Annotated in this window: 19 protein-coding genes and 1 pseudogene; 8 read left to right on the forward strand and 12 right to left on the reverse strand. The window is 67.2% G+C overall.

All coding sequences use genetic code 11. The features are described 5' to 3' along the window. Window positions 1-38 precede the first annotated feature (38 nt). The 4 genes from EKG36_RS02615 to EKG36_RS02630 form a co-directional block, all read right to left on the reverse strand. Window positions 39-1,433, reverse strand: coding sequence for an MATE family efflux transporter (locus EKG36_RS02615; protein WP_185827460.1), 1,395 nt, complete (start codon window positions 1,431-1,433; stop codon window positions 39-41). A 98-nt stretch (window positions 1,434-1,531) separates the two neighbouring features. Further along, a complete protein-coding gene (gene mmsB / locus EKG36_RS02620) occupies window positions 1,532-2,434 on the reverse strand; it encodes a 3-hydroxyisobutyrate dehydrogenase (protein WP_126480750.1) in 903 nt (300 codons plus the stop codon). A 352-nt stretch (window positions 2,435-2,786) separates the two neighbouring features. After that, window positions 2,787-3,941: an enoyl-CoA hydratase/isomerase family protein gene (locus EKG36_RS02625; protein ID WP_126480752.1), complete on the reverse strand. Its 1,155-nt coding sequence runs from the start codon at window positions 3,939-3,941 to the stop codon at window positions 2,787-2,789. 22 nt (window positions 3,942-3,963) lie between these two features. Beyond that, the gene (locus tag EKG36_RS02630) at window positions 3,964-5,130 is read right to left on the reverse strand and encodes an acyl-CoA dehydrogenase family protein (RefSeq protein ID WP_126480754.1); all 1,167 of its coding nucleotides are present in this window, start codon (window positions 5,128-5,130) and stop codon (window positions 3,964-3,966) included. A 238-nt stretch (window positions 5,131-5,368) separates the two neighbouring features. On the opposite strand from EKG36_RS02630, the gene EKG36_RS02635 reads away from it, so the two are divergent. Together EKG36_RS02635 and EKG36_RS02640 are read left to right on the forward strand one after the other, a co-directional pair. Beyond that, window positions 5,369-5,812, forward strand: coding sequence for a MerR family transcriptional regulator (locus EKG36_RS02635; RefSeq protein ID WP_126480756.1), 444 nt, complete (start codon window positions 5,369-5,371; stop codon window positions 5,810-5,812). A 71-nt stretch (window positions 5,813-5,883) separates the two neighbouring features. Further along, a complete protein-coding gene (locus EKG36_RS02640) occupies window positions 5,884-7,575 on the forward strand; it encodes an AMP-binding protein (RefSeq protein ID WP_126480758.1) in 1,692 nt (563 codons plus the stop codon). 169 nt (window positions 7,576-7,744) lie between these two features. On the opposite strand, the gene EKG36_RS02645 is transcribed toward EKG36_RS02640, so the two are convergent. Together EKG36_RS02645 and nagZ are read right to left on the reverse strand one after the other, a co-directional pair. Then, window positions 7,745-8,323 carry a hypoxanthine-guanine phosphoribosyltransferase gene (locus EKG36_RS02645; RefSeq protein WP_126480760.1) on the reverse strand — a complete coding sequence of 193 codons (579 nt, stop codon included), beginning with the start codon at window positions 8,321-8,323 and terminating at the stop codon, window positions 7,745-7,747. Window positions 8,324-8,356: 33 nt separating this feature from the next. After that, window positions 8,357-9,370 carry a beta-N-acetylhexosaminidase gene (gene nagZ, locus EKG36_RS02650; protein ID WP_126480762.1) on the reverse strand — a complete coding sequence of 338 codons (1,014 nt, stop codon included), beginning with the start codon at window positions 9,368-9,370 and terminating at the stop codon, window positions 8,357-8,359. Window positions 9,371-9,531: 161 nt separating this feature from the next. Here nagZ and EKG36_RS02655 point away from each other — a divergent pair, with 161 nt between their 5' ends. From EKG36_RS02655 to EKG36_RS02670, 4 genes are read left to right on the forward strand one after another with little or no spacing between them, the layout of a single operon-like run. After that, a complete protein-coding gene (locus EKG36_RS02655; protein ID WP_246007412.1) occupies window positions 9,532-10,383 on the forward strand; it encodes a prepilin peptidase in 852 nt (283 codons plus the stop codon). A 1-nt stretch (window position 10,384) separates the two neighbouring features. After that, window positions 10,385-11,014, forward strand: a complete 630-nt coding sequence (gene coaE, locus EKG36_RS02660) for a dephospho-CoA kinase (RefSeq protein ID WP_126480766.1) — start codon at window positions 10,385-10,387, stop codon at window positions 11,012-11,014. Window positions 11,015-11,069: 55 nt separating this feature from the next. Continuing rightward, a complete protein-coding gene (yacG, locus tag EKG36_RS02665) occupies window positions 11,070-11,303 on the forward strand; it encodes a DNA gyrase inhibitor YacG (protein ID WP_126480768.1) in 234 nt (77 codons plus the stop codon). 5 nt (window positions 11,304-11,308) lie between these two features. Next, window positions 11,309-12,178, forward strand: coding sequence for a DNA replication terminus site-binding protein (locus EKG36_RS02670; protein ID WP_126480770.1), 870 nt, complete (start codon window positions 11,309-11,311; stop codon window positions 12,176-12,178). A 9-nt stretch (window positions 12,179-12,187) separates the two neighbouring features. On the opposite strand, the gene EKG36_RS02675 is transcribed toward EKG36_RS02670, so the two are convergent. Then, window positions 12,188-12,457, reverse strand: coding sequence for a hypothetical protein (locus tag EKG36_RS02675; protein ID WP_126480772.1), 270 nt, complete (start codon window positions 12,455-12,457; stop codon window positions 12,188-12,190). A gap of 456 nt (window positions 12,458-12,913) precedes the next feature. Between EKG36_RS02675 and EKG36_RS21055 the strand changes: the two are divergent. Continuing rightward, window positions 12,914-13,126: pseudogene (locus EKG36_RS21055) on the forward strand (helix-turn-helix transcriptional regulator); the annotation flags it as partial. A 96-nt stretch (window positions 13,127-13,222) separates the two neighbouring features. Beyond that, complete coding sequence (locus EKG36_RS20670; protein ID WP_246007413.1) at window positions 13,223-13,630, forward strand: hypothetical protein; 408 nt, start codon at window positions 13,223-13,225, stop codon at window positions 13,628-13,630. A gap of 76 nt (window positions 13,631-13,706) precedes the next feature. On the opposite strand, the gene EKG36_RS02685 is transcribed toward EKG36_RS20670, so the two are convergent. From EKG36_RS02685 to pheA, 5 genes are all read right to left on the reverse strand, one after another. Next, complete coding sequence (locus EKG36_RS02685; protein WP_126480776.1) at window positions 13,707-14,084, reverse strand: histone-like nucleoid-structuring protein, MvaT/MvaU family; 378 nt, start codon at window positions 14,082-14,084, stop codon at window positions 13,707-13,709. Window positions 14,085-14,393: 309 nt separating this feature from the next. Then, window positions 14,394-16,070 (reverse strand): 30S ribosomal protein S1, encoded by a 1,677-nt coding sequence (gene rpsA, locus EKG36_RS02690; protein ID WP_126480778.1) that lies wholly within the window; start codon window positions 16,068-16,070, stop codon window positions 14,394-14,396. A 179-nt stretch (window positions 16,071-16,249) separates the two neighbouring features. Continuing rightward, on the reverse strand, window positions 16,250-16,939 hold the full coding sequence (gene cmk / locus EKG36_RS02695) for a (d)CMP kinase (RefSeq protein ID WP_126480780.1): 690 nt from the start codon (window positions 16,937-16,939) through the stop codon (window positions 16,250-16,252). Next, a complete protein-coding gene (locus EKG36_RS02700) occupies window positions 16,936-19,203 on the reverse strand; it encodes a bifunctional prephenate dehydrogenase/3-phosphoshikimate 1-carboxyvinyltransferase (RefSeq protein WP_126480782.1) in 2,268 nt (755 codons plus the stop codon). The genes cmk and EKG36_RS02700 overlap by 4 nt, the downstream gene beginning before the upstream one ends. Before the next feature lies 1 nt (window position 19,204). Further along, window positions 19,205-20,296, reverse strand: a complete 1,092-nt coding sequence (gene pheA / locus EKG36_RS02705) for a prephenate dehydratase (protein WP_126480784.1) — start codon at window positions 20,294-20,296, stop codon at window positions 19,205-19,207. Window positions 20,297-20,409 lie beyond the last annotated feature (113 nt).

Raw genomic sequence — 20,409 nt, forward strand, 5'->3', positions numbered from 1 at the left:
CCATACAAATGTAGACCTTCACCCTCCACCTGCCAAGCCTAGCCGGTCGATTGACTGAGGGAATCCTGATCCAGCACAAGTCGTAGCTGCCACCAGGCCAACCCGGCCATCAGCAGATTGGCCGCGAGCAGACCGGCGAAGATCCCCGTGGGACCGGCCAGGGCGCCGCCCAGCCAGGCCAGCGGCACGGTGAGCACGAACAGCCGCACCACCGACAGGCGCATGGCGAGGGCTGGCCGGTGCAGGGCATTGAGCGAGGACACGGCCAGGATCACCACGCCCTGGGCCCCCAGGCCGAGCGGCACCAGCCACAGGAAGCGACGCAACACCGCGCCGACGGCCTCGCCCGCCGCATAGCTGGCCACCAGCCAGGGCGCCAGGAGCTGCAGCAGGCCCCAGACCAGCAGCTGCCAGACCAGCACGAAGCCGAAACAGCCGAGCACCGCCCGGCGTACCCGGGCGTAATGGCCGGCCCCGGCGTTCTGGCTGACCAGCGGGGAAAGCGTCATGGAGAGCGCCAGTACGGCGATCTGCGAGATGGCCTCGAGACGGCTGCCGACCCCATACCCCGCCACGGCGGTATGGCCATGGCTCGCCACGACCCGGGTCACCAGCGCCATGGCGATGGGGGTGAAGACGCTGGTCAGCGCTGCCGGGGCGGCAATGTGCCCCAGCTCCCGCCACGACTGGAGCAACCGCACGGGTCCCAGGTCACGCAGGGCGACCAGGCTGCGGAGTTCACGATGGCAGCAAAGCGCCAGCGTCATCAGACTCCAGCTGATCACCGTGGCCAGGGCAGCGCCCTGGACCCCCAACGCCGGCAGCGGCCCGGGACCGAAGATCAGCAGCGGGTCGAGGACACCGTTGACCAGTGCGGCCAGTCCCATCATCAGGCCCGTGACACGGGTATTGCCGTGGGCGCGCAGCACGCTGTTGAGCACCCGCGGCACGATCACCGCCGCCGCGCCCAGGTACCAGACCCCCATGTAGTCGCGGATATGCGGCAGCAGGGCGGCATCGGCACCGAGCAGGCGAAACAGCGGCTCCAGCGTGGCCAGGCCCAGGGCAGATACGGCAAGCCCCACCACCAGCGCCAGCAGGGCCGCATCGGTGGCCCGGTGCCGCACCGCGGCGAGGTTGCCCTGGCCCAGGCGACGGGCCACCACCGCCGACGTGCCGATCCCCAGGCCGATCGCCAGGCTGATGACGGCGAAGACCACCGGAAAGGTGAAGGCGACGCCGGCCAGGGGGGCGGTGCCGAGCCGCGACACGAACCAGGTATCCACCAGGTTGAAGCTCATCATGGCGAGCATGCCGCCCACCACGGGCAGGCTCTTGCGCAGCAGGGTGGTGCCGAGGGGGCCTTCCAGCAGGTCGCGCCGCACCGGGCGTGCCGAGGAGGGTGGCGGGGAGGAGGAAGTGGAGGCGGGCATCGGGGCTCTCGTGAAGCAAACGGGCACCGAGTGTGCCCGTTTGCGTTCCGCCTGCCAAAGGGCCCGCCCGTCGCGGTGCCCCCACGACGGTCAGTGAATCACTGCCCCTCGCCCGCCCGGTAGAGCTGCTGGATGCTCGAGAAATCCAGCCCGCCGTGGCCCTGGGCGCTGTGCAGGGCAAAGAGGTTGCGGGCCTGAGAGCCCATGGGCACGCTGGCCCTGGCCTTGAGCGCCAGCTCCCAGGCCAGCCCCAGGTCCTTGGCCATCAGGTCGGTGAGGAAGCCGCCCTGGTAGTCGCGGGACGCCGCCGAGCCTTCCATCACCCCGGGCCAGGGATTGTAGACGTTGAGCGCCCAGTTGCCGCCGCTGCTCTGCTTCATGATCTCGGAGAGCACCGCCGGGTCAAGGCCGTTCTTGACGCCCAGCGACAGCGCCTCGGCGGTGCCGCTCATCAGGATACCCAGCAGCATGTTGTTGCAGATCTTGGCCACCTGGCCGGCACCGATCTCGCCGGCATGGAAGATGTTCTTGCCCATGCCCTCGAGCACCGGCCGGGCCTGGTCGAAGCCCTGGGCGTCACCACCGACGATGAACGTCAGGGAGCCGGCCTTGGCCCCGCCGACCCCGCCGGAGACCGGGGCATCCAGATAGGTCAGGCCGCGCTCGGTGGCGGCGACCCCCACCGTCCGGGCATCGTCCGGGGAAATGGTCGAGGCGTCGATGATCAGCGGTCGGTGGCCGAGGGCGTCAAGCAGGCCGGCCTGGCCCTCGCGTCCCAGGTAGAGGCTACGGACATGGGTGCCGGCAGGCAGCATGGAGATGACCACCTCGGCGTCGCGGCAGGCCGCCTCGGCGCTCTCGCCGCGCCGGGCGCCCTGCCCTTCCAGGTCCGCCATGGCGGCCTCGACCAGGTCGAAGACGCAGACGTCATGTCCTGCCTGGAGGAGGTTGGCGGCCATGGGCGCCCCCATGTTGCCGAGTCCGATAAATGCGATCTTCATGGCGTTGCTCCTTGATGTCTTGTGAGTTGTGGCAGAGCGTGCGGGCCAACCCGGCGGGGCTAGCGCCGATAGCGGTATCGCTCGAGGCGGATCCGTCGACCCGCCCCGGGGGGCCGGACCATCGGGCAGGCGCTGTGAATACCTCCCTGGACGTTACCGACGCCCTGCAGCGCTCTCGCATCCTGCGGCGCATGCAGGGCCTGGGGTGGCCATCCTTGGCCATCCCGTTCGGCGGGAAGAGCATCCACCGGATGGTCTTCCTTGTCCGCCGCTTCCTGGCGCAGGACCTCCTCTTCGGCTTGCCCCCGGCGCCCCTTGTCAGACGCAGCTGCAATGGCCCGGCTGGGCCCAGTCAGGCTACGCGGTGGCCCATGCCCAGATCCCGCAGGGGGTGCTCTTCCTTGCTCCAGGGTGAGATGAACAGGGCCTGGATGTCCGCTTCGGGGACGCTGTCCACGTCGGCGTGGGACCACTTCGGCTGCTTGTCCTTGTCGATCAGCAGGGCGCGCACGCCCTCGGGGAAGTCGCCCTGGCGGCAGCACTGCACCGACAGGCCCAGTTCGTCGCGGAAAGCATCGGCCAGGGAGCTGTGGCGATGACGCTCGAGCATCCGCCACACCAGGTGCGCGGTCATCGGGCAGCCGGAGGCGAGTCGCCCACGGTTGGCCGCGAGCCAGGGGTCGTCGTTGGCGTCGGCGAGGATCCGTGCGGTGGCGTCGGCGGCCCCGGTCTCACCCACCAGCGACTGGAGGTGATCGCGCAGCGGCCAGACCTGGCCCTCGGGAGCCTGGTCGCGAGCCTCGAAGCGATCCAGCACGCCTTCCACGGCCAGTCGGCAGTCCGCAGGGGCGTGATCACCGTAGTCGGCCTCGGCCAGGGCGCCGAGCAGGTCGTCACGCCGGTCGCGAGGGATAAAGCGATCCGCCAGCCCCAGATCCAGGGCGTCCCGGGCGTTGAGCTGGGCACCGGTGAGTCCCAGGTAGGCGCCGATGCCCGGGGGCATACGGTTGAGGAACCAGCTGGCACCGATGTCCGGGTAGAGGCCGATGGTGATCTCGGGCATGGCGATCCGGGTGATCTCGGTGGCCAGGCGCTGGAAGCCGCCGGCCAGCAGGCCCAGGCCGCCGCCCATGACGATGCCGTCGCCCCACACCATCAGCGGCTTGGGATAGGTGTGGATCCGGTGATCCAGGCGATACTCGGCGGTGAAGTAGGTCTCGGCGAACAGGCCGCCCCGGTCCGGGCCCCGCACGTCACCCTCATCCATGAGGGAGCGATACAGCGACACCACGTCGCCGCCGGCACAGAATGCCTTGTCCCCGCTGCCCTCCAGCCAGACCGCGACCACGCTGCGGTCCACCGCCCAGGTCTCGAGCTTGGCCTCGAGGCGCTGGATCATTTCCAGCGACAGGGCATTGAGGGCCTTTGGCGCATTGAGCCTGGCCACGCCGACGCGGCCGCCGCCGCGGGTGGGTAGTTCGTCGAAGCAAACCGCGAGGTCCGACATCGATGTCTCTCCTGGTGTCCGGTTACTGAAGCGACTCGATGACGCCGTCGGCGAGCAGCCGGCGAGCGACGATCAGCCGCATGATCTCGTTGGTGCCCTCGAGGATCTGATGCACGCGGGTGTCGCGAACCAGGCGTTCGAGGGGGTATTCGCGGATATAACCATAGCCGCCATGCAGCTGCAGGGCCTCGTTGCAGACATTGAAGCCCATGTCGGTGGCGAAGCGCTTGGCCATGGCACAGTGGGCGGGGGCCTCGGGGTCGCCCTGGTCGAGGCGCCAGGCGGCATGACGCACCATCAACCGGGCGGCGGTCAGCTCGCTGGCCATATCGGCGAGCTTGAACTGCAGGGCCTGGAAGCTCGACAGCTCACGCCCGAATTGCTTGCGCTCGGCCATGTAGTCCCTGGCCAGGGTCAACGCCTGCTGGGCTGCCCCCAGGGAGCAGCTGGCGATGTTGAGCCGACCGCCGTCCAGGCCCTTCATGGCGAACCGGAAGCCCTCGCCCTCCTCGCCCAGACGATTGCCCACCGGTACCCGCACGCCGTCGAAGCTGATCAGGCAGGTCGGCTGGCTCTTCCAGCCCATCTTTTCTTCCTTCTTGCCGACCTCGACCCCCGCGGCATCGGCGGGCACCAGGATGGCCGAGATGCCTGCGGCGCCGCTATCGGGGGCGCCTGTGCGCGCCATCACCACCAGCACGTCCGTGGCACCGGCCCCGGAGATGAACATCTTGCTGCCGGATATCACGTACTCGTCGCCTTCGCGCACGGCCCGAGTCTTCAGGCTGGCGGCATCCGAACCGGCGCCCGGCTCCGTCAGACAGTAGGACCCCAGCGCCTCACCGGCTATCATGGCCGGGACATAGCGTTCGCGCAGGGCCTCGTCGCCCCAGCTGGCCACCATCCAAGTCACCATGTTGTGGATGGTCAGGTAGGCGGTGGTGGCGATGCAGCCCTGAGCGAGCTGCTCGAAGATCAGCGAGGCCTCCAGGCGCGGCAGCCCCAGGCCGCCTTGCGCCTCGGGGGTGTAGATCCCGAGGAAGCCCGCCTCGCCGGCCCGGCGGATGACATCCACCGGAAAGTGACTGCGCGCATCCCAGTCCGCGGCATGCTCGGCCAGCTCGGCCCGGGCGAAATCGGCGGCGGCAGCGGCCAGCGCCTTCTGATCATCGGTCAGCGCAAAATCCATGGGAACCTCTCTTCGAACGGCAATGGAATGTGGGATCGTGATGGCGCCCCGCCCCTCGGTGGCTCGCGCGTCGAAGCGACGCTCGGCCCGTCGGTTGGGCACCAACCTAGCACTTGCTTGGTTTATCCCATATCACCCCATGGTCGAACAAGCACTTTACGTTAACGTAAACCTCGTCTAGGGTTTCCAGACGAGGTGGGAAACCGCCGGTGGACCACCCGGCTACAGGACTAAAGCCATGAGTCGATCTTCACCCCAGGCCCCCGATGCCCAGACGGACGCCTTGCCCCGGCAGCAGCGTACCTACAGCATCGGCGAACTGGCGCGAATGTTCGAGGTCACGCCTCGCACCATCCGCTTCTACGAGCAGGAGGGGCTGCTGGCCCCGACCCGCCAGGGACAGAAACGCATCTACCGGGAGAAGGATCGGGTGCGGCTGAAGCTCACCCTGCGCGGCAAGCGGCTGGGATTCTCGCTGGCCGAGATCCGCGAGGTGGTGATGATGTACGACGCCATGCCCGACGGAAATGCCCGTCAGCTCAAGCGACTGCTGGAGATCCTCGCCGACAAGCGGGCCAATCTCGAGCGACAGCTCGAGGACATCCGCCTGATGCGCATGGAGATCGATGACGTGGACCAGCGGGCCCGTGAGGTACTGCGCCAGCTGGACCAGGAGGCCTAGCCGGGTCGCGGCCGCCGCGTGACCTTTCCCGGTGCCCCAAGCGTTCATGCCACAACAAGACGAGAGCCACCATGTCACGCCAAACCCGTCAGATCAGCTATGTCAGCGGTATCAGCGACACTCCGTTGAAGGGCCAGACCATCGGCGACTGCTTCGACGACACCGTCGAGCGCTTCCCCGAGCGGGATGCCCTGATCAGCCGCCATCAGGGACTGCGCTACAGCTGGCAGGAGCTGCAGCAGGCCGTCGACCAGGCGGCCCGGTCGCTACTGGCCCTGGGCGTCGCCAAGGGGGACCGGGTCGGCATATGGTCGCCCAACTGCGCCGAGTGGACCATCACCCAGTTCGCCACGGCCAAGATCGGCGCCATCCTGGTCAACATCAATCCCAGCTATCGGACCCATGAGCTGGACTACGCTCTCAAGCAATCCGGCACCTCCACGCTGATCCTGCAGGGGGCCTTCAAGACCTCCGACTACGTGGCCACCCTGGCGGAACTGGCCCCCGAGCTGCGCGACGGCTCCCCGGACAGCCTGGCCATTGCCGGCCTGCCCGACCTCAAGCGGGTAATCTGCCTCGATGAGGAACGGGCGCTTCCGGGCATGCATAGCTGGACGGGCCTGCTGGCCCACGCCGACCGGGTCGGCGCCGACCGGCTCGCCGAACTCCAGGCCAGCCTGGAGTTCGACGAGCCGATCAACATCCAGTACACCTCGGGGACCACCGGTGCCCCCAAGGGCGCCACCCTCTCCCACCACAACATCCTCAACAACGGCTTCTTCGTGGCACGCACCATGAACCTCAGCGAAGCCGACCGCATGGTCATCCCGGTACCGCTCTACCACTGCTTCGGCATGGTGATGGGCAATCTCGGCTGCGTCAGCCACGGCGCGACCATGATCTATCCCGGTGACGGCTTCGATGCCCAGGCGACCCTGGAGGCCGTGGACGAGGAGCGTGCCACCACCCTGTATGGCGTGCCGACCATGTTCATCGCCGAGCTCGAGCACCCCGACTTCGAGCGGTTTGACCTGAGCAACCTGCGCACCGGCATCATGGCCGGCTCCATCTGCCCCATCGAGGTGATGCGCAAGGTCATCGACAAGATGAACATGCAGGACGTGACCATCTGCTACGGCATGACCGAGACCAGTCCGGTGAGCTTCCAGACCCAGACCGACGCCCCGCTGGAAAAGCGCGTGACCACGGTGGGCACCATCCACCCGCATCTCGAGGTCAAGCTGGTCAGCCCGGAGACCGGGGCCGTGGTCCCCCGCGGCGAGACCGGCGAGCTGTGCACCCGGGGCTACAGCGTCATGCTCGGTTACTGGAACAACGAGGAGGCCACCGCCAAGGCCATCGACGGCGCAGGGTGGATGCATACCGGCGACCTGGCCACCATGGACGAGGAAGGCTACGTGGCCATCGTCGGCCGCATCAAGGACATGATCATTCGCGGCGGCGAGAACATCTATCCCCGCGAGATCGAGGACTTCCTGTATACCCACCCGGCCATCTCCGACGTCCAGGTGATCGGCGTGCCCGACGAGAAGTACGGCGAGGAGGTCATGGCCTGGGTCAAGCTGAGCGAGGGCGAGAGCCTCGACGAGGAGGGCCTCAAGGCCTTCTGCAAGGGCAAGATCGCCCACTACAAGGTGCCGCGCTACGTGAAGTTCGTCGACGCCTTCCCGATGACCGTCACCGGCAAGATCCAGAAGTTCAAGATGCGCGAGGAGGCTACCCACGAGCTGGGCCTGGACTGATAGCTGGAAGCTGGAAGCTGGAAGCTGGAAGCTGGAAGCTGGAAGCTGGAAGCTGGAAGCTGGAAATCAGCGTGAACTTAACCGGCAGACCACAACACCCCTTTCGGGAAACCGAAGGGGGTGTTTTTCTTCGAGCTTCAAGCTTAAGGCTCCCGCTCGATAGAGTGGGCTACATGCCCTGGGGGGCGAAGATACCGGGCGCATTGCGCCAGTAGCCCTTGTAGTCCATGCCGAAACCAAACACATAGCGGTCAGCCACCTCGAGGCTGCAGTAGTCCGCCTTGAGGTCGGGTACGGCCTTGCGGTCGTGACGCTTGTCCACCAGCACGGCGGTGGTGATGCTGGCGGCACCGGCCTCGCGGCAGTAATCGAGGATGGCGGCGAGGGTCGCACCCTCGTCGAGGATGTCATCGACGATCACCACGTGCCGGCCGGCCATGGGAATCTCCGGGGAGACGCGCCAGAACAGCTCGCCGCCCCGGATGCCCCCGCGATAGCGGGTGGCATGCAGGTAATCCACTTCCAGGGGAAAACCGAGCCGCGTCAACAAGTGCCCGGTGGTGATCAGACCTCCGTTCATCACGCAGTAGAAGACCGGCAGCTTGTCGCCGAGGTCGCGGGTGATCTCGTCGGCCATGCGGTCGAGGGCGCGCTCGACCTGCTCCTGGTCGATCAGGCAGTCGGCGGAGTTCATGACCTCACGCATGTCGGCCAGGGACGGGAGGGCGTCGGCATCGAGTTTGGGCATCGTAGGGCTCGTCGTTCAATCAGCGGTGGGACGTCAGTCGGCGGCCATGGCCTCGAGACGGGCATGCACGCGGCGCCAGCGGGACAGCGCCCCCAGGGCATCCAGATCGGGGCGGGCCCGTCCGTAGCGCAGCTTGGCGGCCCGCTTGGTCGTGCGCCCCTCGCAGGCCGCGACCACCTCGAGGGCCGCGGCGCGATCGTTGCAGACCAGCAGCATGTCGCAGCCGGCCTCCAGCGCCAGTCGCGCCCGCTCGGCGGGATCTCCGGCCGAACAGGCGCCGGCCATGCTCAGGTCATCGGAAAAGATGGCCCCCTTGAAGCCCAGCGACTCGCGCAGCAGGCCGAGCCACGCCGGCGAGAAGCCGGCGGGGCGATGGTCGAAGGCCGGGTAGACCACGTGGGCGGGCATCACCCCCCCCAGTCGTGACGCCAGGGCCTGGAAGGGCAGCAGGTCATGTCGACGCAGCGCCTCCAGGGGACGTTCGTCCACGGGCAGCTCCAGGTGGGAGTCCGCGGCCCCCCCCCCGTGACCGGGAAAATGCTTGCCGACCGCCGCCATGCCGGCCTCGTGGAGACCATCGACGAAGGCGCCGGCGAGACGCGTCACGCCCTCCGGCGAGGCACCGAAACTGCGATCGCCGATCACCGAGGAGCACCCGGTATCGACATCGAGCACCGGCGCAAGGCTGAGATCCAGGCCACAGGCCGCCATCTCCATACCCAGCAGCCACCCCGCATCCTGGCAGAGCCGCTGGGCCACCTCGGGCGCCGCCGCAGCCTCGCGCCCCAGCCGCCCCATGGCCGGCAGGCGGGTCACGCCCTGGCGCAGGCGCTGCACGCGCCCACCCTCCTGGTCGATGGCCAGCAACAGCGACGACGACTCGCGACGGATTGCCTGGCACAGCTCACGCACCTGGACGGCATCCTCGATATTGCGGCCGAACAGGATCACGCCACCGACCTCCGGGCGCCGCAGCAGTTCGCGTTCCTCGTCGCGCAGGCAGGGACCTTCCAGGTCCAGCATCACCGGTCCAAGCGTCTGGGTCATGGTCGCTTCCTGACGTGTGAAGGGGGGAGATTCTAGCCCATAGGCGCCAGCCAGGACAGCCCGGGTCTCGACGTGACGCTCTCAGCATAGAAGAGACCGGACAAGTCGGGGCCCGGGCCGATAGAATGGCAAACAGACCCCCATGCGCAAAGGAGCGCCCCTTGCTAGTCGACCTCCCCCCTACCCTGCTCTGGCCGCTGGCGGCGGTCCTCGGCCTGTGCCTGGGCAGCTTCCTCAATGTAGTGATCACCCGGCTGCCGGTCATGCTGATGCGCGAATGGCGGGCCGAGGCGCGGGATGCCCTGGAGCTCGAGGCCGAATCGCCGCCACCGTTCAACCTGGTCCGCCCCCCCTCGCTGTGTCCCCGCTGCGAGACCCCCATCGCCTGGCACGACAACATCCCGCTGATCGGCTGGCTCAAGCGCCGCGGGCGCTGCGCCAGCTGCCATGGACGGATCAGCGCCCAGTACCCGCTGGTGGAGCTGGCCGGCGGCCTGCTGAGCCTGGCGGTGGTGGGACTCTACGGTTCCACGCTGCAGGGACTGTTCATCCTGGGTGCCTGCCTGGCCCTGCTGGCCATGGCCGTGATCGACATGCGTACCCAGCTGCTGCCGGACATCCTCACCCTGCCGCTACTCTGGGCGGGCCTGCTGTACCAGCTGGTCTTCCAGCCGCCGGCGCTGGCGGCGGCGGTGATCGGCGCCATGACCGGCTACCTGGCCCTGTGGAGCTTCTACTGGCTGTTCAAGCTGGTCACCGGCAAGGAAGGCATGGGCTATGGCGACTTCAAGCTGCTCGCTGCCCTGGGCGCCTGGCTGGGCTGGCAGTTCCTGCCCCTGGTACTGATCCTCGCCGCCGGTGCCGGGGCCCTGGTGGGCATCCTGGCCCAGCTGGTCCTGCCCCGCCTGCGGGGCGCGCCGATGCCCTTCGGCCCCTGGCTGGCCGTGGCCGGCTGGATCGCCCTACTGGCCGGCGAGCCCCTGATGGCCACTTACCTCCAGCTGGTGTTCTGAAATGGCTTCCGCGACCCTGATCATCGGCGTGACCGGCGGCATCGCCTCCGGCAAGTCCACGGTGACGCGGGCCTTTGCCCGGCGGGGCATCCCCTGGGTGGATGCCGACGACACGGCCCGGGAGATCGTCGAGCCGGGCGAGCCGGCCCTGGCGGAGATCACCGCCCGCTATGGCCAGCGGATCCTTCACGCGGATGGCAGACTCGACCGTCGCGCCCTGCGCGAGATCGTCTTCGCCGCCCCGGAAGAGCGTCGCTGGCTGGAGTCGGCCACCCACCCGCGGATACGCGAGCGTCTTCTCGAGCGCCTGGCGGCCTTCCGTCGCAGCGAGGCCCCCTATGCGCTGCTGGTCTCGCCGCTGCTCTTCGAGTCGGGACAGGCGTCGCTGGTCGACCGCTGCCTGGTGATCGACGTTCCCGAAGCCGTGCAGATCGCCCGCACGGCACGACGGGACGATGTCGACGAGGCACAGGCCAGGGCCATCGTGGCCGCCCAGATGCCCCGCCGGGAGCGACTCCAACGTGCCGATGACGTGATCGACAATGCCGGCGACGAGGCCGGCCTGGCCGCCCAGGTCGAGACCCTCGACCGACGCTACCGTGCCCTGGCCGGTTTGCCCGCACCGCGCTGATTCGTCATCCTTGTGGGCAACCCCCTGACATCCACTGCCCTGACGAGTGTCCGCGATGAGCCAAGTCCCCAACGACCGCCCCCTCGAGGTCGCCTGCCCCCAGTGCCGCCAGACGGTACGCTGGACCGAGGACAACCCCTACCGCCCCTTCTGCAGCAAGCGCTGCCGCTTGCTGGACCTGGGCGCCTGGGCCGATGAGTCGCACCGCATCGCCGGCGAACCGGCCATGGACGAGACCGACATCGACGCCTTGCTGGCCCGGGCCGAGCGGGATGGTGACGGCGGGTGACGACGATGGCGGCGCGCCCGGAGTATCGCTTGCTGGCGGAGCTGGAAGCCGCCTATGACAGCCTGGTAGACAACACCGAGGGGCTGGTCGCCACCTGGCGTGCGTCGCCGGGCCGGGCCTGGGCCTTTTCCCGGGGCGCGGCCGATGCGGACTGGCTGCACAGCGTACTGATGGACTTCTGGTATCAGGATGGCCAGGACGGCCGTAGCACCCGCAGCCATGTGGGACTGGTCGCGGCCGATGCAGACGTGATGGAGCAGGCAGCCCGGGTGAATGCCGCCAAGCAGGCCTTCGCCGCGCTGCTGGTCCAGATCCGCGAGCAGGCGCCCTCGCTGATCCCCGAGATCAAGGCGGTACTGCCCTTCCGGCACCCCGGCCTGCATGGCCACCTGAGCGGTAGCGGCCTGGCGCGCCTGCACCTCAAGCAGTGCTGGCGTGCCATTCCCCTGGCGCCGGCACCGGTGGCCAGGGTCCGGCTGGCCTGGTATGCCAGCGGGCGCTCGATCAAGCGGCTGACGGTGCGTGAGGCCGAACAACGACTGCTGGCCCTCGACACCGAGGCCCCGCATGTTCGCCTCCAGCTGCGCAAGCTGGCCGGCCTCCCCGACGGCGAGCCTCTGGCCCAGGTCCAGCCACAGGCGCCGCTGATGCGGGCCAACCTGTTCTTTCGGGAGCCCTTGCCGGACGGCCATACCCGTCGCGCGATGAACGTCGCCCTGCCACTGTTCGTGCCATCCGAGGACGGCCGGCTGCCCGACCACAACCAGCCGCCGCCATCTCCGCCGGAAAAGCGCACACGGGCACGCCGCCGCGATGAGCGCCTGGAGGACACGCCCTTGCTGCCGAGCCTGAGGATCTACCGGTATCGGAACTGATGCCCCCGATCAGGCGATATGGCCGAGGGAGCGCAGCGTCTCGAGGAGGCGACTGACGCTCTCGGCGGGCTGCGCATAGTCCTGCATCAGGGTCTTGAGACGACGCTCGAAGGCCTGCTGGGTGGCCGCGTCGTCCGGCGGCTCCTGCGCTTCGAGAGAGCGCACAGGAGGGCCGGTGGGGATGTCCAGTCGACTGTCGGGGTTTTCGAGCTCCTTCAGCGCTTCGGCAAAGGCATCATCGAGCTCGCGGAACTTGCGCAACTTCTCACGCTCGTCCATTGGCTTTCGTGAATTCTGCTGTTTCATTCGCTACCCATCAATTCAAGGCACAGGCCGGGGACACCAGAATGGCACTGCCCATGGGATGGTACGGGGGTGTGAACGAAGTATACCCGCTTACTGTCCCCCTATCACCATCTGCGAGCGGGCATGCCGGACAGTCGTCATTGTGCCGAATCGCTCAATGCCCGATGGCAAACTTGCCTTTGCCTCTGGTTGCCGGCATAAATGACGCATTCAAATACCCTAATAGAACACTACGACATCTCGGACAGCCCGGCGCCCATATCCCGCGCCGGCCACACTAGAGAACAGTGCTCCCTCCACTTCCCGATTCAATAAGCGGGCACCACCATCAATAGGGGCCAGGTCATGAGTACGGATATGATGCGAGCGGAAATCTGGCTGCAGGAAACCCTGGGTACTCAGCAAGGCATCGAGGAACTTGCAAGCCGGATGGGATACTCCTCCTCCCAGATCCGACGCCGCTTCCGATCCAGTTTTGGACTCTCTCCCGGCACCTACCGAGACCGGCTGCGACTCGAATGGGCAGCCCGCCTGCTCATTCATACACCGAAAGAGATACGACACGTCGCCGCAGTTTGCGGCTACCAAAACCACTCGGCGTTTTCCCGCGCCTTCCAGCGCCACTTCGGCCAGACGCCGCGGCACTATCGCCAGAGCCGTCGCCTCCACCTGAATCGCCAGCGGCGCGACCTGTCACCCTTCAGCTATCGGATCCGGGAGCTCCCGGCGAGGTGCGCGGTGCTGACCCGACTCTACGCCGGTTTCCGGGTGCTCGACGACCTCCGGATGTGGCAGCGCCATGTGCACGACGCCGGAGCATTGCCCGAGCAACTGGCCTCGGCGTCCACCATCGCCATCCTCCACGACCAGCCCCTGGCAAGCGAGCTGCCTCGCCTGGACCTGGGGGTGCAGCTCCCCGCCGGCAGCGGCGATAGCCTGGCGCTGCCTCCCACGTTCCGGCTGCAGCAATTGCCCGCTCACCCCTACGCCTGCCTGACGCTCGAACACCGCGACCAGCTGCGTCCGGCCCTGCTCTACATGGCCTGCCAGGGCATGGCACCGGATGGCCGTTCCCTCAGCGGCGAGGCCCCGCAGCTGCTGAAGCGCCACGACGCCCTGGAGCTGCGCGTCCCCCTGTACCGCTGAACGCCGCACCGGGACCAGCAACGCAGCGACGCCGCCCTCGGGCGGCGTCGTCGGCGACCGGGGCCGGCACGAGGGATCACTCCTCGACGCGGACCAGCCAGGACTCCACGGTGTCGGCACCGAATTCGTCCTTCCAGGCCTTCAGGGTCTTCTGGTTACCGCCGCGGGTCTCGACGACCTCACCGGTATTGGGGTTCTTGTAGATCTTCAGCTTGCGCTTGCGACGACCGCCACCACTGGCGGGTGCCGACTTGGCGGTAGCGGCGGGCTGGGGATTGAGAAGTTCGATGACGTCGCCGGCACTCTTGCCAAACTCCTTCATCAACTCTTCAAGCTTGGTCTTGAACTCGAGCTCCGCCTTCAGACGCTCGTCATGCTCCAACTTCTCGAGTTCGGACTGGAGCTGCTTGAGTTGCTGCTCCTTCTGCATGTAGTTGCTCAGCAATGATGACATCTACTGTTTTCCTTCTATCCAGGACTGAAACCTAAAGGGATGCCCTAGTATTATTACCCCGAATATCATCACATGCAACTCATCACTAATAAAACCGTCAAACTATGCACCCGACAATTCCACCTCGCTTAAGTTTAAAGCCACTCCTCACTTCCATTAGAAGTTGTTCTGCCACTACTTCTTCACTCTTCGCGCCCGGGGTTTAAGCCGACCCGCCAAGCGGGGCGCGGACAAGGCCGCATAAAAAAACGCCGCCCCGAGGGGCGGCGTCTTGAGGGGCGCCTAAGGCGCGGATACCGTATCCGCGACTCAGTCCTGACCCATCTGCTGCTTGATGAGGTCGCCGATGGTGGTGGGGCCACCGCCCTCGACGTCCTGCTCGCGCAGCTTGCTCAGGTTGCGACGGGTATCGTCCTGATCCTTGGCCTTGATGGACAGGTTGATCTGACGGTTCTTGCGATCGACCCCGATGATGCGGGCCTCGACGCTGTCACCCTCGTTCAGGACGTTGCGGGCATCCTCGACGCGATCGGCGCTGATCTCGGAGGCCTTGAGCACGGCGACGACATCGGTAGCCAGCTCGACGTGGGCTTCCTTGGCGTCGACCTCGACCACGCGGCCGGTGACCACGGAGCCCTTGTCGTTGACGGCCAGGAACTCGGCAACCGGGTCGGTATCGAGCTGCTTGATGCCCAGCGAGATACGCTCACGCTCCGGATCGATGGAGAGAATGACGGCTTCCGCCTCGTCGCCCTTCTTGAACTGGCGCACGGCCTCTTCGCCGGTCTCGGTCCAGGAGATGTCGGACAGGTGCACCAGACCATCGATGCCGCCTTCCAGACCGATGAAGATACCGAAGTCGGTGATCGACTTGATGGTACCGGCCACACGGTCGCCCTTGTTGTACTGGGCGTTGAAGGTTTCCCACGGGTTGGCAGTGCACTGCTTGATACCCAGGGAGATACGACGACGCTCCTCGTCGATATCGAGCACCATGACGTCCACCTCGTCGCCGACCTGGACGACCTTGGACGGATGGATGTTCTTGTTGGTCCAGTCCATCTCGGAGACGTGGACCAGACCCTCGACACCCTCTTCCAGCTCGGCGAAGCAGCCGTAGTCGGTGAGGTTGGTGACGCGGGCATGCACCTTGGTGCCTTCCGGGTAACGATCCTTGATGTTGACCCACGGATCCTCGCCCAGCTGCTTGAGGCCCAGGGACACGCGGTTACGCTCGCGGTCGAACTTCAGCACCTTGACGTTGACCTCGTCGCCCACGGAGACGATCTCGCTCGGATGCTTGATGCGCTTCCAGGCCATGTCGGTGATGTGCAGCAGGCCATCGACGCCGCCGAGGTCGACGAAGGCACCGTAGTCGGTGAGGTTCTTGACGATACCGACGATCTGCTGACCTTCCTGCAGGGTGGCGAGCAGGGCCTCGCGCTCAGCGCTGTTCTCGGCTTCGAGCACGGCACGGCGAGACACCACGACGTTGTTGCGCTTCGGGTCGAGCTTGATGACCTTGAAGTCGAGTTCCTTGTTCTCGAGGTGCGTGGTGTCACGCACCGGACGCACGTCGACCAGGGAGCCCGGCAGGAAGGCGCGGATGGAATCCACGTCGACGGTGAAGCCGCCCTTGACCTTGCCGTTGATCACGCCCTTGACGATCTCTTCCTTCTCGAAGGCCGCTTCCAGCACCTTCCACGCTTCGGCGCGCTTGGCCTTCTCGCGGGACAGGCGGGTCTCGCCGAAACCGTCCTCGACGGCTTCCAGGGCGACATGCACCTCGTCGCCGACGGCGATGGTCAGCTCGCCGTTCTCGTCGCGGAACTGGGCCGCGGGGATCTGACCTTCGGACTTCAGGCCGGCATTGACGGTAACCCAGTCACCTTCGATGTCGACGACGGTAGCCGGGACGATGGCGCCCGGCTCCATGTTGATGTCCTGGAGAGACTGTTCAAACAGTTCAGCAAAGCTTTCGCTCATGATGTTCCTACGTGATCAACGTTGTGTGCGGCAGGGCCGCTCCTCCGCACCACCAGCGAGTGCGGGCCATTTCAGACTACCTTCGGGGATGTTGGCGCTGGTTCGACCTGGCCGGGCTCACGGGAAACGGGGTGCCCGACCACGTCATCACATCTTGCCGAAGGCGCCGCAAGGGAGTTTCAGGAGGCGGGTGCCAGGCCACGCTTGGCCAGCAGCTCCGTCAGCCGATCCACCACTTCCGGTATCGTCAGGCTCGTGGTGTCCAGCTCGACGGCATCATCGGCCGGTACGAGCGGGGCCACGCTGCGTTGCATATCGCGTGCATCGCGTGCCTGAATCTCCTTTAGAAGACTCGATAGATTAGCATCGACCCCGGCCTCCCGCAACTGCAGGTGGCGCCGCCGGGCCCGCTCGGAAGCCGAGGCGGTGAGGAAGATCTTCAGCGGCGCATCGCGGAACACCACGGTCCCCATGTCACGGCCATCGGCCACCAGTCCCGGTGCCTGGCGGAAGTCACGCTGCCGCTTGAGCAGCGCCTCACGCACCGCCGGCAATGCGGCCACCCGGGAGGCGGCATCACCGACCTGCTCGGTGCGAATCGCCCGAGTGGCATCCGCCCCCTCGAGCAGGATACGCCCCTCGCCCCCCTCGGCGAGAAACACCACGTCCAGGGAGGCGGCGACGCCCGCCAGCGCCATCTCGTCGTCGAGGGGCACCTCGTGCTTGGCGGCGGCCAGCGCCGTCAGCCGGTACAAGGCCCCGCTGTCCAGCAGATGCCAGCCCAGACGCTCGGCCACCAGGCGGCTGATGGTCCCCTTGCCGGCCCCGCCGGGGCCGTCGATGGTCAGCACGGGGGCTACCTCGCTCATGACGCCTCCTGCTCTTCCTGGAGAGACAGCCCGACGCGACGCGCCAGGGTGACGAAACCGGGAAAGGACGTGGCGACATTGGCGCAGTCGTCGATAACGATTTCGCCGGAGGCCCGCAGCGCGGCCACGGTGAATGCCATGGCGATGCGGTGATCTCCCAGGCTGTCGATGCGACCACCAGTGTAGTTCGGCGCCTCGCCGCCTCCACCGACGATGTCGATGCCGTCATCGAAGAGTTGGTGCTCGATGCCCAGGATGGCGAAGCCATCGGCCATGGCCTTGAGACGGTCGGACTCCTTGACGCGCAGTTCCTCGGCCCCACGCAGGCGGGTCGTGCCCTCGGCGTTGGCGGCGGCGACGAACAGCGCCGGGAACTCGTCGATGGCCAGTGGCACCTGGTCGAGGGGAATATCGATGCCCTTGAGCGGCACATGACGGATATGCAGGTCGGCCACCGGCTCGCCCCCCACCTCGCGCGGGTTCTCCAGGCGCAGGTCGGCGCCCATCAGCTGGAGGATGTTGATCACGCCGATCCGGGTAGGATTGATGCCCACATGCTCGAGCACCAGGTCGGCGCCCGGCGTGATCGCCGCCGCCACCAGGAAGAAGGTCGCCGAGGAGATGTCGGCGGGCACGTCGATGGGAGCGGCGGTGAGCCGGCCTCCCCCCTGCAGCCAACAGGTGTCGCCCTCGCGCTCGACCGGGTAGCCGAAGCCCCCCAGCATGCGCTCGGTATGGTCGCGGGTCGGCGCCGGCTCGCGCACCCGAGTCTCGCCCTCGGCATAGAGGCCGGCCAGCAGCAGGCACGACTTCACCTGGGCGCTGGCCATGGGCATGTCGTAGGCGATGCCCCGGAGGCGCTGACCGCCGCGGATCTTCAGCGGCGGCCGGCCGCCCTCGGTGGTCTCGATCACCGCCCCCATCTCGCGCAGCGGGTCGGCGACACGCCCCATGGGACGCTTGGTCAGCGAGGCATCGCCAGTGAGCTCGGTATCGAAGGCCTGGCCGGCCAGCAGCCCGGCGAACAGGCGCATGGCGGTACCGGCATTGCCCACGTAGAGCGGACCGGCGGGAGCCTTGAGACCATGCAGGCCCACGCCATGGACGGTGACCCGCCCCTGATGGGGCCCCTCGATGGCCACGCCCATCTCGCGGAAGGCCTGCAGGGTGGCCAGACTGTCTTCCCCCTCGAGAAAGCCGGACACCTCGGTCACCCCATCGGCCAGCGCGCCGAGCATGATGGAGCGATGAGAGATCGACTTGTCGCCGGGCACGCGAATGCGGCCGGTCACGGCGCCCCCGGGACCGGCCCGGTAGCGCAGCTTGCCATGTGCTTGCATCTGGTATTCCGCCTGATAGCTGGTCTGGTTGAGCAGGGAATCGAAATAGTGCCGAGCGTGGCTGGCGCGGTCGAAGGTCGCCAGCATGGCATCGGTATCGCCGGCCTCGACCGCGCGGCGCAGCCGGGCCACGCCGGCCTCGAAGTCGTCGAGCGCCGCCAGCACCGCCTCACGGTTGGCCACGAAGATATCGCGCCACATCACCGGGTCGCTGCCGGCGATGCGCGTGAAGTCGCGAAACCCGCCGGCCGCATAGCGAAAGATCTCGAGGCGCTCGTCCTGGCGGGCCAGGGTATCCACCAGCGAGAAGGCCAGCAGGTGCGGCAGGTGGCTGGTACGCGCCAGGACCTGGTCGTGGCGGGCCACGTCCATCTCCAGCACCTCGGCACCGGCGGCGCACCACAGGGCCCGCACTCTGGCCAAGGCGTCGCCATCGGTATCCGGTGCCGGGGTGAGGATGACCTTGTGGCCCACGTAAAGCGCGGGATCGGCGGCCGCCACGCCGCTCTTCTCGGAACCGGCGATGGGGTGTCCCAGCACCAGGTTGGGCGGCAGCCGGCCGAAGGCCTGCTCGGCGGCCTGGCGGATCGCCGACTTGGTGCTGCCCACATCGGTGATCACGAGGTTCGGCGCGGCGCGCCCGAGGGCAGCGGCGAGTTCCTCCATCACGCCGCGCATGGCCAGCACCGGGACCGCCAGCACGACCAGGCTGACCCCGTCGAGCATCGCCGACAAGCGGGTGTCGCCCCGGTCGATCAGGCCCATCTCGACGCCTCGCGCGATCTCCTCGGCGTCCGGGTCGCAGGCCAGGAGCTCGCCCTCGAAACCGGACCGGCGCAGGGCGGCGGCCAGGGAACCACCGATCAGCCCGAGCCCGACGATCAACAGCCGTGATTCTCGGGGGATCGTTGCTTGCCGTGCCATCCTAGAGCACGCCCTGGGGATAGGAGCCCAGGACCTTGACCTCTGCGGCCCGCAGGCGCACTTCCTCGAGCATGGCGGCGACGCGGGGCTCGTCGTGGTGGCCCTTGAAGTCGATGAAGAAGACGTAGTTCCACACCCCACTGCGCGACGGCCGGGTCTCCAGTCGCGTCAGGTCGATCTGGTGACGGTGGAAGGGCTCGAGCAGATCGTGCAGGGCGCCAGGCTGATTGCGCATGGCTACCACGATCGAGGTCTTGTCCTCGCCCGACATGGGCACGTCCTGGTTGCCGATGATCAGGAAGCGGGTGGAGTTGTCCGGGCGGTCCTCGATCTTCTCGGCGATACGCGTCAACCCGTAGAGCTTGGCCGCCATATCCCCGGCGATGGCGGCGCTGTGCCACTCGGTCTTGACCAGGCGGGCGGCCTCGGCGTTGGACGACACCGGTACGCGCTCGGCCTGCGGGTAGTGGGCATCCAGCCACTTGCGGCACTGGGCGAAGGACTGCGGATGGGAATAGATCCGCGAGACCTTGTCACGCCGGGTGGTGTCGGACACCAGCAGGTGATGGTGGATGCGCAGCACGACCTCGCCGCAGATGCGCAGGGAGGAGTCCATGAAGGAATCCAGGGTGTGATTGATCACGCCCTCGGTGGAGTTCTCCACCGGCACCACGCCATAGTTCACGGCGCCCGCCTCTACCTCGCGGAACACCTCGTCGATGGCGGCCATGGGCAGGCTGACAGCACTCTCGCCGAAATGCTTGAGGGCGGCCTGCTGGGTGAAGGTGCCTTCCGGCCCCAGGTAGGCGACCTTGATCGGCTGCTCCAGGGCCAGGCAGGCGGACATGATCTCGCGAAACAGCCGCGCCATCTCCTCGCTGTCCAGGGGCCCGTGGTTGAGCTCCATGATACGCCGCAGGACCTGCGCCTCTCGCTCGGGACGGTAGAAGACGGTCTGAGGATCGTCCTGGGTCTTGATCTCGGCCACGCCACGGGCACATTCCGCCCGCTCGCTGATCAGCCTCAGGATGTCGCTGTCGAGTTGGTCGATGCGCTGTCTCAGCGCCTCGAGATTGTTGGGGGTATCACTCATCGGTGGTTCCCTTCTTATCGGGGCCGGGGCCCGGTGTCTTGCTTGCTGAGGTTCGAGGTTCGAGGTTCGAGGTTCGAGGTTCGAGGTTCGAGGTTCGAGGTTCGAGGTTCGAG

Source organism: Halomonas nitroreducens (genome assembly GCF_003966155.1).
In the GTDB taxonomy this organism is placed as follows: Bacteria; Pseudomonadota; Gammaproteobacteria; order Pseudomonadales; family Halomonadaceae; genus Halomonas; species Halomonas nitroreducens.

Bases quoted from the DNA above. Each gene is read 5' to 3' on its own strand.
- EKG36_RS02635 (WP_126480756.1), top strand. From the start codon at position 5,369: ATGAGTCGATCTTCACCCCAGGCCCCCGATGCCCAGACGGACGCCTTG.
- mmsB (WP_126480750.1), bottom strand. From the start codon at position 2,434: ATGAAGATCGCATTTATCGGACTCGGCAACATGGGGGCGCCCATGGCC.
- EKG36_RS02630 (WP_126480754.1), bottom strand. From the start codon at position 5,130: ATGGATTTTGCGCTGACCGATGATCAGAAGGCGCTGGCCGCTGCCGCC.
- pheA (WP_126480784.1), bottom strand. From the start codon at position 20,296: ATGAGTGATACCCCCAACAATCTCGAGGCGCTGAGACAGCGCATCGAC.
- EKG36_RS02675 (WP_126480772.1), bottom strand. From the start codon at position 12,457: ATGGACGAGCGTGAGAAGTTGCGCAAGTTCCGCGAGCTCGATGATGCC.
- rpsA (WP_126480778.1), bottom strand. From the start codon at position 16,070: ATGAGCGAAAGCTTTGCTGAACTGTTTGAACAGTCTCTCCAGGACATC.
- EKG36_RS02645 (WP_126480760.1), bottom strand. From the start codon at position 8,323: ATGCCCAAACTCGATGCCGACGCCCTCCCGTCCCTGGCCGACATGCGT.
- EKG36_RS02640 (WP_126480758.1), top strand. From the start codon at position 5,884: ATGTCACGCCAAACCCGTCAGATCAGCTATGTCAGCGGTATCAGCGAC.
- EKG36_RS02670 (WP_126480770.1), top strand. From the start codon at position 11,309: ATGGCGGCGCGCCCGGAGTATCGCTTGCTGGCGGAGCTGGAAGCCGCC.
- EKG36_RS02700 (WP_126480782.1), bottom strand. From the start codon at position 19,203: ATGGCACGGCAAGCAACGATCCCCCGAGAATCACGGCTGTTGATCGTC.
- yacG (WP_126480768.1), top strand. From the start codon at position 11,070: ATGAGCCAAGTCCCCAACGACCGCCCCCTCGAGGTCGCCTGCCCCCAG.
- EKG36_RS02625 (WP_126480752.1), bottom strand. From the start codon at position 3,941: ATGTCGGACCTCGCGGTTTGCTTCGACGAACTACCCACCCGCGGCGGC.
- EKG36_RS02615 (WP_185827460.1), bottom strand. From the start codon at position 1,433: ATGCCCGCCTCCACTTCCTCCTCCCCGCCACCCTCCTCGGCACGCCCG.
- EKG36_RS02685 (WP_126480776.1), bottom strand. From the start codon at position 14,084: ATGTCATCATTGCTGAGCAACTACATGCAGAAGGAGCAGCAACTCAAG.
- nagZ (WP_126480762.1), bottom strand. From the start codon at position 9,370: ATGACCCAGACGCTTGGACCGGTGATGCTGGACCTGGAAGGTCCCTGC.
- cmk (WP_126480780.1), bottom strand. From the start codon at position 16,939: ATGAGCGAGGTAGCCCCCGTGCTGACCATCGACGGCCCCGGCGGGGCC.
- coaE (WP_126480766.1), top strand. From the start codon at position 10,385: ATGGCTTCCGCGACCCTGATCATCGGCGTGACCGGCGGCATCGCCTCC.